This window comes from Pelagihabitans pacificus (assembly GCF_009371985.2).
In the GTDB taxonomy this organism is placed as follows: domain Bacteria; phylum Bacteroidota; class Bacteroidia; order Flavobacteriales; family Flavobacteriaceae; genus Pelagihabitans; species Pelagihabitans pacificus.
In genome coordinates this window covers 158,676-173,602 of sequence record NZ_VIKU02000005.1, presented here as the reverse complement: position 1 = coordinate 173,602, position 14,927 = coordinate 158,676, and the positions used below count along the sequence as shown (strand labels likewise).

The 14,927-nt window shown below is 45.4% G+C and carries 12 protein-coding genes; all 12 read left to right on the top strand.

Annotated features, from left to right (window positions below):
• The first annotated feature begins 27 nt into the window (after window positions 1-27).
• Complete coding sequence (locus FK220_RS16165; protein WP_152575384.1) at window positions 28-354, top strand: FtsL-like putative cell division protein; 327 nt, start codon at window positions 28-30, stop codon at window positions 352-354.
• Window positions 355-2,361, top strand: a complete 2,007-nt coding sequence (locus FK220_RS16160; protein ID WP_152575383.1) for a penicillin-binding protein — start codon at window positions 355-357, stop codon at window positions 2,359-2,361.
• Window positions 2,358-3,821 carry a UDP-N-acetylmuramoyl-L-alanyl-D-glutamate--2,6-diaminopimelate ligase gene (locus FK220_RS16155; RefSeq protein WP_152575382.1) on the top strand — a complete coding sequence of 488 codons (1,464 nt, stop codon included), beginning with the start codon at window positions 2,358-2,360 and terminating at the stop codon, window positions 3,819-3,821. Before FK220_RS16160 ends, FK220_RS16155 begins: the two co-directional genes overlap by 4 nt.
• Before the next feature lie 83 nt (window positions 3,822-3,904).
• On the top strand, window positions 3,905-5,125 hold the full coding sequence (gene mraY / locus FK220_RS16150; RefSeq protein ID WP_152575559.1) for a phospho-N-acetylmuramoyl-pentapeptide-transferase: 1,221 nt from the start codon (window positions 3,905-3,907) through the stop codon (window positions 5,123-5,125).
• A 1-nt stretch (window position 5,126) separates the two neighbouring features.
• Window positions 5,127-6,461 carry a UDP-N-acetylmuramoyl-L-alanine--D-glutamate ligase gene (murD, locus tag FK220_RS16145; RefSeq protein ID WP_152575381.1) on the top strand — a complete coding sequence of 445 codons (1,335 nt, stop codon included), beginning with the start codon at window positions 5,127-5,129 and terminating at the stop codon, window positions 6,459-6,461.
• Between the two features lie 3 nt (window positions 6,462-6,464).
• Window positions 6,465-7,667, top strand: coding sequence for an FtsW/RodA/SpoVE family cell cycle protein (locus FK220_RS16140; protein ID WP_152575380.1), 1,203 nt, complete (start codon window positions 6,465-6,467; stop codon window positions 7,665-7,667).
• A complete protein-coding gene (gene murG / locus FK220_RS16135; RefSeq protein ID WP_152575379.1) occupies window positions 7,654-8,748 on the top strand; it encodes an undecaprenyldiphospho-muramoylpentapeptide beta-N-acetylglucosaminyltransferase in 1,095 nt (364 codons plus the stop codon). The genes FK220_RS16140 and murG overlap by 14 nt, the downstream gene beginning before the upstream one ends.
• A gap of 55 nt (window positions 8,749-8,803) precedes the next feature.
• A complete protein-coding gene (gene murC / locus FK220_RS16130; RefSeq protein ID WP_152575558.1) occupies window positions 8,804-10,156 on the top strand; it encodes a UDP-N-acetylmuramate--L-alanine ligase in 1,353 nt (450 codons plus the stop codon).
• Window positions 10,146-10,865 carry a cell division protein FtsQ/DivIB gene (locus FK220_RS16125; RefSeq protein ID WP_152575378.1) on the top strand — a complete coding sequence of 240 codons (720 nt, stop codon included), beginning with the start codon at window positions 10,146-10,148 and terminating at the stop codon, window positions 10,863-10,865. The genes murC and FK220_RS16125 overlap by 11 nt, the downstream gene beginning before the upstream one ends.
• 3 nt (window positions 10,866-10,868) lie before the next feature.
• Window positions 10,869-12,200 (top strand): cell division protein FtsA, encoded by a 1,332-nt coding sequence (gene ftsA / locus FK220_RS16120; RefSeq protein WP_152575377.1) that lies wholly within the window; start codon window positions 10,869-10,871, stop codon window positions 12,198-12,200.
• Window positions 12,201-12,266: 66 nt separating this feature from the next.
• A complete protein-coding gene (gene ftsZ, locus FK220_RS16115; RefSeq protein WP_152575376.1) occupies window positions 12,267-14,207 on the top strand; it encodes a cell division protein FtsZ in 1,941 nt (646 codons plus the stop codon).
• Window positions 14,208-14,444: 237 nt separating this feature from the next.
• Entirely contained in the window at window positions 14,445-14,894 is a 450-nt protein-coding gene (locus tag FK220_RS16110; protein WP_152575375.1) for a GatB/YqeY domain-containing protein, read from the top strand.
• Window positions 14,895-14,927 lie beyond the last annotated feature (33 nt).

The window sequence follows — 14,927 nt, the reverse complement described above, 5'->3', positions numbered from 1 at the left end:
GGGAGAGGAAAATTAAATAAAACAAAAGTGAAAAACGGAATTCTAGACATTTTAAAAGGAAAGTTTCTGGTAAGTGGCGATGCCCCGAAGAACTGGCTGTTCATCATTTTTGTTTCGTTCCTGGCGACGGTCATGATCGGAAGTAGTCATAGTGCCGACAGGAAAGTGCATCAAATTGCGGCCCTGAACGAAGAGGTGAAAGAATTACGTAGTCAGTTTGTGGATGTGCACAAAGATGTGCAGCGACTAAAATTGGAATCGACTATCACGACGACTGTTGCCGAAAAAGAGTTGTACCCGTCAGAAGTGCCGCCAAGAAAAATTAGGGTAAAATCAATCAAAGGAGACGAATAAGTGGCCGTTAAGGACAAGCACATACTCACTCGTTTATACGTAGTAACAGCAGGCCTGTTTCTATTTGCCATTGCCGTTATGGTAAAGTTGGTAAGCATACAGTTGGTCGATGGTGAGAAATATCGCGACTTGGCCCAAGAGCGTACTACCAAAATGTTCACCATAGCACCGAATCGTGGTAATCTCTACTCCGATGATGGTAGTTTGTTGGCTACCTCGGTCTCGCGTTATACGGTCCGTTTTGATGCGTTGACGGTTGATGCGGAAGATTTTAAGGAAAACGTGGTACCCCTTTCCGATGCGCTTGCCAAGCTATTGGGCAAATCGTCTTCCCATTACCAACAACTATTAAGAAAAGCCAGGGAGAACAAGAATCGATATGCGCTGATTGCCCGTAATCTTGATTATTCCGAGTATATGGCGGCAAAGGAATTTCCATTATTCCGAATGGGTCCGTACAAAGGCGGATTGATCGTCGAACAAAAAACGGTTCGTGAACATCCCTTGGGCAAGATTGCGGAACGAAGTGTGGGGTATGAGCGGGTCGATGAAAACGGCTACTACACCCGTGTAGGTCTTGAAGGGGCCTTTGGGGAATTCCTAAGGGGAACCGAGGGCAAAAGGTTAAAGCAAAAAATCGCCAAGGGACAATGGAAACCCATCGGCCAGGACAACATAGTGGAGCCAAAAGATGGTTACGATGTCATTTCAACCATCGACATCAACATTCAGGATATCGCGCACCATGCGCTCTTAAAACAATTGGAACATTATCAGGCCGATCATGGGACCGTAATTGTCATGGAAACGAAAACGGGGGAGGTGAAGGCCATTTCAAATTTGGGAAGAACTGCCGAAGGCAAGTATTACGAACGGCTTAATTACGCTATCGGCGAGTCGCACGAACCGGGATCAACCTTTAAGCTGATGAACTTGGTGGCTGCTCTGGAAGATAAGGTTATCGATACGAGTAGTGTCGTTGATACCGAAAAAGGATCCTGGCGAATTTATAATCACAGGGTCAGGGATTCCAAGCACGGGGGATATGGAAAAATTTCGATTGCAAAAGCCTTCGAAGTTTCTTCGAATACCGCTTTTGCTAAAATGATCCACAATGGTTACAAGCATGCCCCCGAAAAATATGTAAACCGCTTGATGTCAATGAACATTCACAATGAGTTAGGATTGCCCATTAAAGGGGAAGGGAAACCCATACTTCGATATCCTGGTGACAAAGGCTGGTCGGGACTGTCGTTGGCACAAATGGCCTATGGTTATGAGGTGGCGATGACCCCGCTCCAGGTATTGACCTTCTATAATGCCATTGCCAACGATGGTGAAATGGTCAAGCCTAGGCTGATCAAAGAGGTACGGGAATGGGACCGCACCATTTTAGGGTTCGAGAAAGAAGTAATCGAAGCTTCTATCTGTTCCAAGGAAACCGCTGCCCAGGTTAAGGGCCTGATGAAAAATGTCGTCGAGAAAAAACATGGAACAGGTCATCGGCTATACTCCCCTAACTTTTCCATGGCGGGAAAAACGGGTACGGCCCAGAAGGATTACGTATCGAAGGATCCGGACAAGCTCAAATACATTTCTACCTTCGCCGGTTACTTTCCCGCCGAAAATCCAAAGTATTCCTGCATCGTGGTCATTCATGAGCCCGATAAGAGTGTGGGGTACTATGGGGCCGATGTTTCCGGACCGGTTTTCAAATCGGTAGCACAGAAGATATATGCCAATTCCCCATTGATCGATGAGGTGGAAATACCGGAGCAGGTAGATACCAAGCTCGATGGCAACTTTCAAAAATACTATGCCGAGGCACAGAAAAAGTATAATAAGGTACCCAATGTGAAGGGGATGAGCGGTATGGACGCTGTCTCCATCTTGGAAAATTTGGGGTTGCAAGTCGAGGTGAGGGGTAATGGAAAGGTAAAAAAGCAATCCATTTCACAAGGAACCGATATCAACAAGGTCGAAAAAATAGTCCTAGAGCTATCATGAAGTCGTTGAAAGACATATTATATGGGGTCGGGCTCACCGCCGTCACGGGAACCACAAATACGATGGTAAATTCGATATGCTTCGATTCCAGGAAAGTGGGAATGGACGATGTTTTTGTTGCCATCAAAGGTATCCAGACCGATGGGCATCGCTATATCGACCAAGCTATTGCAAGCGGTGCAAAAGCCATCATCTGTGAAGTGATACCCGAAAGATTGGTCAACGAGGTAACCTACGTGGAGGTGAAGGATGGCAACACGGCCCTAGCGGTGATGGCATCGAACTTTTACGATACCCCTTCGAAAAATTTAAAATTGGTGGGGGTAACGGGTACCAACGGTAAGACCACGATTTCCAGCTTGTTGTACCAACTGTTCAAAAAAGCAGGGTATAAGGTGGGGTTGATTTCGACCATCAAGATCATGGTCGACAACAAGGAGTATCCGACAACACACACCACCCCTGATGCATTAACCATCAACGAGCATTTGCATCTCATGAACGCAGTAGGGGTCGAGTATTGTTTTATGGAGGTAAGTTCCCATGGCATCCACCAAAAAAGGACCAAGGGCCTGGTGTTCGAAGGGGCGATTTTTACCAACCTCTCCCATGACCATCTTGATTACCACAAGACCTTCGCCGAATATCGTGACACGAAGAAAATACTGTTCGACGAACTACCGAAGAAGGCGTTTGCACTGACCAATATCGATGATAAAAACGGCTTGGTGATGTTGCAGAATACCCATGCCAGAAAGTATACCTATGCTTTGAAGAACTACGCCGATTATCGATGTCAGATTCTGGAAAGCCAATTCGATGGTCAGTTGTTGAAAATCAATGAACACGAGTTGTGGACTAAATTGATAGGCCACTTTAACGCTTATAACATTCTTGCCATTTATGCAACCGCTGAACTCTTGGGGCAAGAGAAATTCGAGACCCTCCGTTTATTGAGCGAGCTTGATAATGTAGACGGTAGGTTTCAATATTTTGTATCAAAAGAAAGAATTACAGCGATAGTCGATTATGCCCATACACCGGATGCGCTAAAAAATGTGCTTGAAACTATTGGCACATTGAGAACTGGAAATGAAAACGTCATCACCGTTGTGGGGTGTGGTGGCGATAGAGACAGGTCTAAGCGTCCGGTTATGGGTCATATCGCGTCCGAAATGAGCAACAGGGCCATCTTCACTTCGGACAATCCGAGAACCGAGTCCCCCAGTGCGATTATCGAAGAGATGGAGGCAGGTGTAGAACCCCAGAATAAAAAAAAAGTGTTGTCCATAGAAAACCGCAGACAAGCGATCAAGGCCGCCTGTCAAATGGCGGTAGCCCACGATATTATACTTGTTGCGGGCAAAGGGCACGAAACCTATCAGGAAACCAAGGGTACCCGGATAGATTTTGATGATTTCAAGATTGTAAAAGAGTTGTTGGAAGCCCTTGAAAAATAGTGTCAAAACTGGAATAGAAGGAAGAGAAGAAAGAACTAATGACCATTTCAGGTATAGGCGACCTGAAATCTGAAACCGATAAAATGCTGTACTACTTATTCGATTATTTGGAAAAAGAATACCAGTTGCCGGGGGCGAGCTTGTTCAGCTTCTACACGTTTCGTGCGGCCATGGCCATTTTGTTTTCCTTATTGATCGCCACGGTTTATGGTAAAAGAATCATCCTTTTCCTTCAAAAAAAGCAGATTGGGGAAACCATTCGTGACTTAGGCCTGGAAGGACAACAACAGAAGGCGGGAACGCCTACCATGGGCGGGTTGATCATTATTATGGCGACCCTTATCCCGGTGCTGTTATTTGCGAAGTTGGACAATGTTTATGTGATATTGCTTGTGACCACAACCCTATGGATGGGTTTGATCGGTTTTACCGACGACTATATCAAAATATTCAAAAAAGATAAGGCTGGCCTTAAAGGTCGCTTCAAAGTGCTAGGACAGATCGTGCTTGGTCTTGGCGTAGGGGCGACCCTATATTTCAATTCCGATGTTACCATGAGGGAACGAAATACCACAAGGATTACGGAGGATTTTAAGGTCGAGGTGGTGCAAGGCAAGTCGATCAAGTCGACCCGCACCACGGTACCCTTCTTTAAAAATAACGAGTTGGATTACGGTGATTTTATTTCTTGGGCGGGAGAAGGTGCCGAAAAATATGCTTGGTTGATTTTTATTCCCATCGTCATTTTGATCGTGACCGCTGTCTCGAACGGTGCCAATTTGACCGATGGTATCGATGGCCTGGCGGCAGGTACATCGGCAACGATCGTATTTGCCCTGGGAATTTTCACTTGGGTATCCGGTAACTACATTTTTTCCGATTACCTCGACATTATGTTTATCCCAAGCGTGGCCGAATTGGTCGTCTTTATCGCGGCGTTTCTTGGAGCCCTGGTCGGATTTTTATGGTACAACGCCTATCCGGCACAAGTATTCATGGGTGATACGGGTAGTTTGACCATTGGGGGGGTTATTGCCGTGATCGCCATTATCATCAGAAAAGAATTATTGATTCCCCTGTTGTGTGGAATCTTCTTTGCCGAATCGATATCGGTCATGTTGCAAGTGGGCTATTTCAAATATACCAAGAAGAAACTCGGGGAAGGCAAACGCATCTTTTTGATGGCCCCGGTGCACCACCACTATCAAAAAAGAGGATATCACGAAAGCAAGATCGTAACCCGCTTCTGGATTGTGGGAATCATCTTGGCGATTCTGACGATAGTGACCTTAAAGGTACGATAAGATGGCATTGTTGGTGATTTTGGGTGGAGGAGAAAGTGGTGTAGGTACCGCTATTCTTGGAAAGCAAAAGGGATATCAAATATTCGTGTCCGACAAAGGAGCCATTAAAAAAAAATATAAAGACGTTCTTGAACATTTTGAGATTGATTGGGAAGAGGGGCAACACAGCCAAGACCGGATCTTTACTGCGGACCTCGTGATGAAAAGTCCTGGCATCCCCGACTCGGTACCCTTGGTGGTACAATTGGTGAAAATGGGTGTTCCGGTTATTTCCGAGATCGAGTTCGCCTCTCGATACACCGATGCCACGATTATTGGCATTACCGGCAGCAATGGCAAGACAACCACTACCATGTTGACCTACCACCTCCTGAAGTCAGGGGGATATAAGGTAGGCATGGCGGGAAACATCGGGGATAGCTTTGCCAAAATGGTCGCTGAAAACGATTTTGACTATTACGTGTTGGAAATCAGCAGTTTCCAGTTGGATGGTATCGTCGATTTTAGACCGCATATTGCCGTAATCACTAATATCACCCCGGATCACTTGGATCGATATGAAAATCAGTTTGAAAACTATATCGCTTCCAAATTTCGGATAGCCAAAAATCAGACAGCCGATGACCATCTGATTTTCGATGCCGATAACGAAGTCATCATGCAGTGGTTGCAAGAACATCCCGTCAAATCGAAATTATTGCCTTTTTCCATAGAGCGTAGCGTAGCGGAAGGAGCATATCTTAAGAACAAAGAAATACAAATAACAACAGTTAACAACACCCTAACGATCATGACCGATACCCTGGCATTAGAAGGAAAACACAATTTGAAGAATACAATGGCAGCGACCACAGCGGCCAAGTTGGTAGGTATTCGCAAAGAGACCATTCGAGAAAGTGTGATGAACTTTCAGGGTGCTGCCCATCGATTGGAAAAAGTACTGAAGATACATCATGTGCAATATATCAACGATTCCAAGGCAACCAATGTTAATGCGACCTACTATGCCTTGGATAGCATGTCGGCCCCAACGGTATGGATTGTGGGCGGCGTCGATAAAGGAAACGATTATAGGGAGTTGATGCCTTTGGTTCGTGAAAAAGTTAAAGCCATCATCTGTTTGGGCCTTGATAACACCAAAATCAAGGAAACCTTCGGGAATGTGGTCGATTTACTGGTAGAAACCTTTGCCATGGAGGAGGCCGTAAAGGTGGCTTATAAGATCGCCGAAAGAGGGGATACGGTTTTACTGTCACCTGCCTGTGCCAGTTTTGACCTCTTTAAAAATTACGAAGACCGCGGAAACCAATTTAAGGAAGCCATTAAAAATTTGTAGAATATGCTTGACCTGGTAAGGAATATAAAGGGGGATAAAGCCATTTGGGCCGTTGTGGCGCTTTTGGCACTTTTCTCGTTCTTGCCCGTGTATAGTGCCAGCAGTAATCTGGTCTATGTCGTTGGCAAGGGTACCACAATGGGTCATTTAATGAAGCACGCTATTCTACTGGTCTTGGGTTTTGGGATCATCTACGGTATTCATCGTATTCCGACCCGTTATTTTAAGGGGCTATCGCTTATCGCCTTACCGATCGTAATCGTGCTTTTAGTATTTACCCTGGCCCAGGGTACAACGATTGGCGGTGCCAATGCCAGTCGATGGATCAGTGTTCCCTTGGTTGGCATAAGTTTTCAAACCTCCAATCTGGCTTCGGTGGTTTTGATGATTTATGTCGCCAGGTATTTGACAAAAATCAAAGATCAGAACATTACCTTCAAGGAAAGTATCGTGCCTTTATGGGTACCGGTTTTTCTGGTCCTCATACTCATTCTCCCCGCCAATTTTTCAACAGCGGCCATCATTTTTTCCATGGTTTTATTGTTGTGTTTCTTGGGGGGATACCCTATTAAGTACCTTTTGGGTATACTAGGAACCGGTTTGGTTTGCCTCACCTTGTTCATTCTTATGGCAAAGGCATTTCCAGACCTGTTCCCCAACCGGGTCGATACCTGGGTAAGTCGTATTGAAAGCTTTTGGAATCCTGAAGATACCGAAGCCGACTATCAGATCGAAAAGGCAAAGATTGCCATTGCCACTGGTGGAATTGTTGGCAAAGGGGCCGGTAAGAGTGTGCAAAAGAACTTTTTGCCCCAGAGTTCGTCCGATTTTATTTATGCCATCATTATTGAGGAGTATGGACTTTTGGGCGGTTTTGCCTTGATGTTCTTTTATCTCTTCCTGCTCTTCCGGATTGTGGTGGTTGCGAATGCCAACCCGACCATTTTTGGAAAATTATTGGTCTTGGGAGTGGGCTTACCAATTGTATTTCAAGCATTGATCAACATGGCCGTGGCGGTAGAGCTTTTTCCGGTAACCGGACAGACCTTGCCCTTGATCAGTAGCGGTGGCACTTCGAGTTGGATGACCTGTTTGGCCATCGGAATTATTTTAAGTGCGAGTGTAAAGGAGACCAAAAAGACGAAGCGTGGTACATCTAGAATAGGTGGCGATAATCCTTTAGAAGTGTTAAGTGGGCAACTATAGGTTCATACTTTCTGGGGGTGGCACCGGCGGTCACATTTATCCCGCCATCGCCATAGCGAACGAATTGAAAAGACGGTATCCCGATGCGGAGTTCCTTTTTGTTGGGGCGAAAGATCGGATGGAAATGGAGAAAGTACCCCAAGCTGGATACCGAATAGAGGGATTATGGATTACAGGGTTGCAACGGAAACTCACCCTTAAAAATTTGATGTTTCCCTTAAAATTGATAAGTAGTTTGATCAAAGCAGGCAACATAGTATCCCGTTTCAAACCCCACGTCGTAGTAGGCACGGGAGGCTTTGCAAGCGGACCTTTGTTGCGTGTTGCTTCCGGCAGGGGTATTCCCTGTGTCTTGCAGGAGCAGAACTCCTATGCCGGTATAACGAACAAGTTATTGAAAGATAGGGTGGCCAAAATATGTGTGGCCTATGATGGAATGGAATGTTTTTTTCCAAAGGATAAGATTGTAAAAACCGGTAATCCGGTGCGGAGCGACTTGGTAGAAATCCGGAACGAACGGGAAGAAGCCCTGAATTTTTTCGGATTGGACCCGAACAAATCGACCTTGTTGATTTTAGGGGGGAGTTTGGGTGCCCGTCGCATCAACCAATTGATTGCGCAGGAGCTTGACTATTTCAAAGGGCTCGATGTGCAGTTGATTTGGCAGTGCGGTAAGCTTTATTATGAACAGTACAGCAAATATGCGTCGGACCAAGTGAAAGTATTCGATTTCCTAAATAGGATGGATGATGCCTATACCGCAGCCAACATCATTATTTCAAGGGCCGGGGCCGGATCGGTATCGGAACTTTGTATCGTAGGGAAGCCTGTCGTGTTTATACCGTCGCCCAATGTGGCAGAGGACCATCAGACCAAAAATGCGGAAGCCCTGGTGGCTAAAAATGCGGCTTTGATGCTAAAAGAATCACAATTGGAAACGGAGTTCGAAACCGTTTTTTCGACACTCTTTGAATCCAAGGCAAAACAAAACGAACTAAGTGCCAATATAAGAAAGCTGGCGCTCCCCGACGCCACGAAACATATTGTGGACGAAATAGAAAAATTGTTGAATACTGTATAAACAACTAACAAGCTAGTGGTATAGCGACCCTAGTCTTTGAACTTGACACTTGATTTTGAACTTGAATACCGTACATAACGTCTATTTCATTGGTATCGGAGGCATCGGCATGTCTGCCTTGGCACGTTATTTCAAGTTCATGAAAAAGAATGTCGCCGGGTACGATAAGACCGAAACCCCCTTGACCTTGGAATTGGCAGGTCTTGGAATCGATATACATTATGAGGATAGTCTTGAGCAGGTCGACCCGCAATTTCTCGATACTACAACCACCTTGGTAATCTATACGCCGGCAGTACCGGCCGGGCATTCCGAGTATCAGTACTTTTTAAATCACGGTTTTGAAGTCAAAAAACGTTCGGAGGTATTAGGTCTCATTACCAAGAACACTTTTTGCCTGGCGGTAGCAGGTACCCACGGGAAAACTACCACCTCCTGTATTCTGGCCCACTTGCTAAAGGAGACGGGAACGCCTTTGACTGCTTTTCTTGGGGGTATTTCAGAGGATTTCAATAGTAATTTTATTTTTGAGGGCAATGCGTATTCGGTGGTGGAAGCCGACGAATTCGATCGTTCCTTTTTACAGCTTTCTCCCGATGTGGCCTGCATTACCTCCATGGATGCCGATCATCTGGATATCTATGGGGATGTCGAGACGCTCCGAAAATCGTTTCAGGAGTTTGCCGAAAGGCTGAAGCCGGGGGGTAGCCTTTTTGTGCGGAATGGGCTTCCTATGAAAGGCATCACCTATGGCATTGAGGATGATTCGGATTACTGCATCCGAAACCTAAAAATAGAACATGGCACCTACCTATTCGATTTGGGAACCCCCGAAACGACCCTAACGGGGGTTAAATTCAACAAACCGGGAAGGCACAATTTGCTCAACGGTCTAGTGGCTTTCGCTATGGCGGTTCAAACCGGTTCCCCAGCGGACCGCCTGGCAAAGGCACTGGAGACTTTCAAAGGAGTACAACGCAGGTTTTCCTATAGGATCAAATCCGAGGATTTTGTTTTTATCGATGACTATGCACATCATCCTACTGAAATCGATGCGGTGTATCAAGCCATTACCGAAATGCATCCGGCAAAGAAGACGATGGTGGTTTTTCAGCCGCACTTGTATTCAAGAACCAGGGATTTTGCCGATCAATTTGCCGAAAGCCTATCAAAATTCGATTACATTCTGCTATTGGACATCTATCCCGCCCGGGAGAAACCATTGGAAGGCGTCACCTCAAATTGGTTGCTGGAAAAAATTGCCAATCCGAATAAAAAAGTGGTCGAAAAATCAAATTTGATACAAGAAATTAAGGCACGGAACCCTGAAATCCTAGTGACGCTTGGCGCAGGGGATATTGGGCTCGAAATAACAAAAATAAAAAGGGAATTTGAACATGCGGGTTAATTGGAATTATATCAAGTTAGTGGGTTTGCTCCTCGTCATTGGCGGACTTTATGCATTTTCCTCCCATAGGAGCGGGCTTAGAAAAGTGCATGGTGTGAAAGTGGAATTCGTGGGCGACCAGAATTTATACATCACGCAAGACATGGTTAATAAATTGTTAATACAAAAATTCGGAAGCCTCGAAAACCTGCCCAAAGAAAAATTAGTTTTGAATGCGATGGAGAAGGCCGTTGCGGCCAACAAAATGGTAAAAAGTGCCCAAGTTTATCTTACTGTAGACGGAGAACTTGCATCTAAAATTGTTCAGCGTAAACCAATCGGACGAGTAGAAGGGAATTCCAAATTCTATATGGATGACGAGGGAAAGCGCATGCCATTATCTCGTGTTTACTCGGCTAGAGTACCCATTATTACAGGGGAAATTACAGGAGAAAGCCTAGAGGATGTTTATGAAATTCTGAAGTATATCAATGCGGATGATTTTCTTCGAAAAAACGTGATTGGAATACATATAGAGGAGGTCGAAAGCTATCAATTGAAATTTCGGATGGAGAATTTCGTAGTGCATTTGGGAAGTATCGAACATATGGAAGAGAAGTTCAGCAATTTCAAAGCCTTTTATGCGAAGGCCCAAAGGGATCAGACCTTGGAAAAGTTCGCGGTAGTGAATTTAGAGTTTAACAATCAAGTAGTGTGCACCAAAATATAAGTTATGCAAGTAGGTAATTATTCAATCGGTTTAGACATCGGTACCACCAAAATTGTGGCCATCATCGGAAAAAAGAACGAGTATGGAAAAATCGAGGTGTTGGGTATTGGAAAATCAAAAAGTCTGGGCGTTCATCGCGGTGTGGTCAACAATATTACCCAGACTATCAAATCGATTCAGCAGGCCGTAGAAGAGGCAGAGTTGAATTCCGGACTCAAAATTGGATCGGTGGTGGTAGGAATCGCAGGACAGCATATCAGAAGCCTGCAGCATAGCGATTACATTACCCGAGCCGATTCCGAGGAGGTAATCAATGAAGACGATTTGGATAAGTTGTGCAATCAGGTGTACAAGTTGGTGATGCTTCCAGGGGAGGAAATCATACACGTGTTGCCACAGGAATACAAGGTAGACGGGCAGGCCGAGATCAAGGAACCGATTGGGATGTACGGTGGTCGTTTGGAAGCCAATTTTCATGTGGTGGTTGGCCAAGTATCCTCCATCAAAAATGTCGGTAGGTGCATCAAGAGCGCCGGCTTGGAATTGGGGAACATTACCTTGGAACCCTTGGCATCGTCCGAGGCGGTATTGAGCAAAGAGGAAAAGGAAGCAGGGGTCGCCCTTATCGATATAGGAGGTGGTACTACCGACCTGGCCATTTTCAAGGACGGGATTATTCGCCATACGGCGGTGATTCCTTTCGGTGGAGGGGTCATTACCGAGGATATCAAGGAAGGATGCTCCATTATCGAAAAACAGGCAGAACTGCTCAAAATCAAATTTGGTTCTGCATGGCCCGGTGAGAACAAGGATAATGAAATCGTTTCCATTCCCGGACTAAGGGGTCGGGAACCAAAGGAGATTACCTTGAAGAATCTCTCGAAGATCATTCATGCCCGAGTGGTAGAGATCATCGAGCAGGTTTACGTAGAGATTAAAAATTACGGTCATGAGGAACAGAAAAAGAAACTTATCGCCGGTATCGTACTAACAGGAGGTGGTAGCCAATTGAAGCACCTAAAGCAATTGGTAGAGTATATCACCGGAATGGATACCAGAATCGGTTATCCCAACGAACACTTGGCCGGGGATTCCGATTCCGAGATTGCCAGTCCGCTATATGCCACCGCAGTAGGGCTATTAATGAACGCCGTTTCCAATGAGGCCAAGGGAAGACAGGAGCCTGTTGAGGAACGTACTCGCGAAGAAGGTGAACTGGTGGTGGCCGGAGAAGAGCGTGAAAGAATGAATACACCGAAACCGAAGAAAGAACGTAAGTCTGTTTTCGACAAGTGGTCGGAAAAACTGAAAGATTTTTTAGACAACGCGGAATAGCGCATCGTCGCGGTTCCGAAGAACCGCCCATCATCGATTAGAAATAAAAACCAGTAAAAAAAGAATATGAGTAACAACACGGAATTTGACGGAATAGCCTTTGATCTTCCCAAGCATCAAAGCAATGTGATAAAAGTAATCGGCGTTGGCGGGGGCGGAAGCAACGCCATCAACCATATGTTCCAATCGGGGATCAATGGGGTCGATTTTGTAATCCTTAATACCGATTCACAGGCGCTGCAGAACAGTGCAGTGCCTAACAAGATACAGCTGGGCGTATCGCTGACCGAAGGTTTGGGGGCAGGCGCGAACCCGGAAGTTGGGGAGCAGGCCGCACTTGAAAGTATGGAGGATATTAAAGCCATGTTGGACACCACTACAAAAATGGTGTTCATCACCGCTGGCATGGGTGGGGGTACAGGTACTGGTGCTGCCCCTGTCATTGCCAAGCAGGCAAAAGAGATGGACATCCTTACCGTGGGGATTGTGACGATGCCCTTTCAGTTTGAGGGAAAAATGCGTTGCCAACAGGCACAATTGGGTATCGAGAAGTTGCGCTCAAATGTAGACTCCTTGATTGTCATTAATAACAACAAGTTACGTGAAGTATACGGGAATTTGGGTTTCAAAGCTGGTTTCTCCAAAGCGGACGAGGTGTTATCGACCGCGGCGAGAGGTATCGCCGAGGTGATTACCCATCACTACACACAAAATATCGACCTTAGGGATGCGAAGACCGTGCTCTCCAATAGTGGCACTGCCATTATGGGGTCAGCGGTTGCTACTGGATCGGCCAGGGCCAATGAGGCAATTATGAAGGCATTGGATTCACCTTTGTTAAACGATAATAAGATTACCGGTGCCAAGAACGTTTTGTTGTTGATTGTTTCCGGTTCACAGGAAATCACCATTGATGAAATCGGTGAAATCAACGATCATATTCAGATAGAGGCCGGTCACGGGGCCAACATCATCATGGGTGTCGGGGAAGACGAAGATTTAGGGGAAGCAATTTCGGTAACGGTGATCGCTACGGGATTTAACATTGATCAGCAAGACGATATCGTCAATTCCGAATCCAAGAAAATCATCCATACCCTTGAAGATGAGCAACGGGCGGTACAGAATTTAAGCGATGACCAACCTGTCGTTCATCAGTTGGTCGAGGATGAAGTAGTCGAGGAACCTACCATTAAATATGTGTTGGAGGACGATATTGATGAAATCGGAATGGATTTGATACCGACTACGAACTACATTCGAAATTTCAATGTATTCTATGAAGAGGTAATCGAGGAGGTAGCCAAAACAGACGTGAGGGACGATGATTTTATCATCATTGACACCAATGATGTGATCAATGATATTGAGGTAATCGACCCGCAGGAAGTGGTCGCGTCCAAGGAAGACGATCAGTTCGCTATCAGTTTCGATATGCCGTTGTCCAAAACATCCGAGGACGAGGAGCAAAATGAGGAAAATGTCATCACCTTCAGTTTGGATGATGAGGTAAACGATATCAATGTAAAAGATCACGTAGAGGTCATTCCAGTATTGGAATACAACAAGAATGGAGAGACCCGATACAGTTTGGATGACTATATGGAGCTGGAAAACAAACTGACCGGTGCCAAGTCAAAGGCAGAGGAGTTTGAACCCAAGATTGTAGAGGATGAATTGGTCTTTGAAAAGAAGACGATTCCCACCGAGGTGACCGAGGAGAACACGGCGGAAGAAATCGATCCTATGGACAGTCCGATTGAAGCCCTGTTGAAGGAAAGGGCCGATGAACGTAGAAAGAAACTCAAGGACTTCAACTATAAGTTCCAAAATAATATTAATAGTATCGAAGAAATCGAGAAAGAACCTGCCTATAAGCGACAAGGAATCGATTTAAGCGAACAACCGAAAGAGAACAAGGTGTCCAGAACCACTTTGAGCGAGGATAGCAACGATGATATCCAGTTGCGTTCCAACAATTCTTTCTTACATGATAATGTGGATTAGCTAGAAGTTTCCCCATAATTTTGAACCCCGACCGTAAGCGTCGGGGTTTTTTTCTCGTCACTTTTTTATAAGTATGTAGCAATCCTTGATTGTCGTAAACATCGTAAACCTATGTTAACTTCGGAAGCTGATGAAACCGTTATGTTGCAAAAAATTACACCTGAGATTCAATTTTTCACAAAATGATAAAAAAGTTTAAAGGAGTTCTTTATATCTTCGCAGTCCAATTGAGATAGAATGGCTTTACAGGATAAGGTAATGGAGCACATGAAGGTCGCTATGAAGGGCAAGGACAAAGTCACCCTGGAATCATTGCGAGCTATCAAATCCGCTTTGTTGTTGGCCCAGACCGAAGCCGGTGCGGGGAACGGTCTGTCGGAAGCCGATGAGGTTAAACTGGTTCAAAAGCTGGTCAAACAGCGAAAGGACAGTGCCGCAATTTTTCAGAAGCAGGGGAGGCATGATCTGGCAGACCCTGAATTGGCCCAGGTAGCCGTAATCGAACAATTTTTGCCCGAGCAGTTGAGCGAAGGGGAAATTGAAAAAGTAGTGGTGGAGACGATTGCAAAAACGGGCGCCGAAGGCATGAAAGATATGGGTAAGGTCATGGGAATGGTTTCCAAACAATTGGCTGGCCAAGCCGATGGAAAAACCATTTCAACCATTGTTAAAAACAAACTGGCATAGAGTAGCAAGTATGAAGGCAGGATAGTTGCTTAC

What these genes read in the sequence shown, in the direction of transcription:
- murD (WP_152575381.1), top strand. Translation starts at nt 5,127, where the DNA reads ATGGCATTGTTGGTGATTTTGGGTGGAGGAGAAAGTGGTGTAGGTACC.
- mraY (WP_152575559.1), top strand. Translation starts at nt 3,905, where the DNA reads ATGCTGTACTACTTATTCGATTATTTGGAAAAAGAATACCAGTTGCCG.
- FK220_RS16125 (WP_152575378.1), top strand. Translation starts at nt 10,146, where the DNA reads ATGCGGGTTAATTGGAATTATATCAAGTTAGTGGGTTTGCTCCTCGTC.
- FK220_RS16140 (WP_152575380.1), top strand. Translation starts at nt 6,465, where the DNA reads ATGCTTGACCTGGTAAGGAATATAAAGGGGGATAAAGCCATTTGGGCC.
- FK220_RS16155 (WP_152575382.1), top strand. Translation starts at nt 2,358, where the DNA reads ATGAAGTCGTTGAAAGACATATTATATGGGGTCGGGCTCACCGCCGTC.
- FK220_RS16110 (WP_152575375.1), top strand. Translation starts at nt 14,445, where the DNA reads ATGGCTTTACAGGATAAGGTAATGGAGCACATGAAGGTCGCTATGAAG.
- ftsA (WP_152575377.1), top strand. Translation starts at nt 10,869, where the DNA reads ATGCAAGTAGGTAATTATTCAATCGGTTTAGACATCGGTACCACCAAA.
- ftsZ (WP_152575376.1), top strand. Translation starts at nt 12,267, where the DNA reads ATGAGTAACAACACGGAATTTGACGGAATAGCCTTTGATCTTCCCAAG.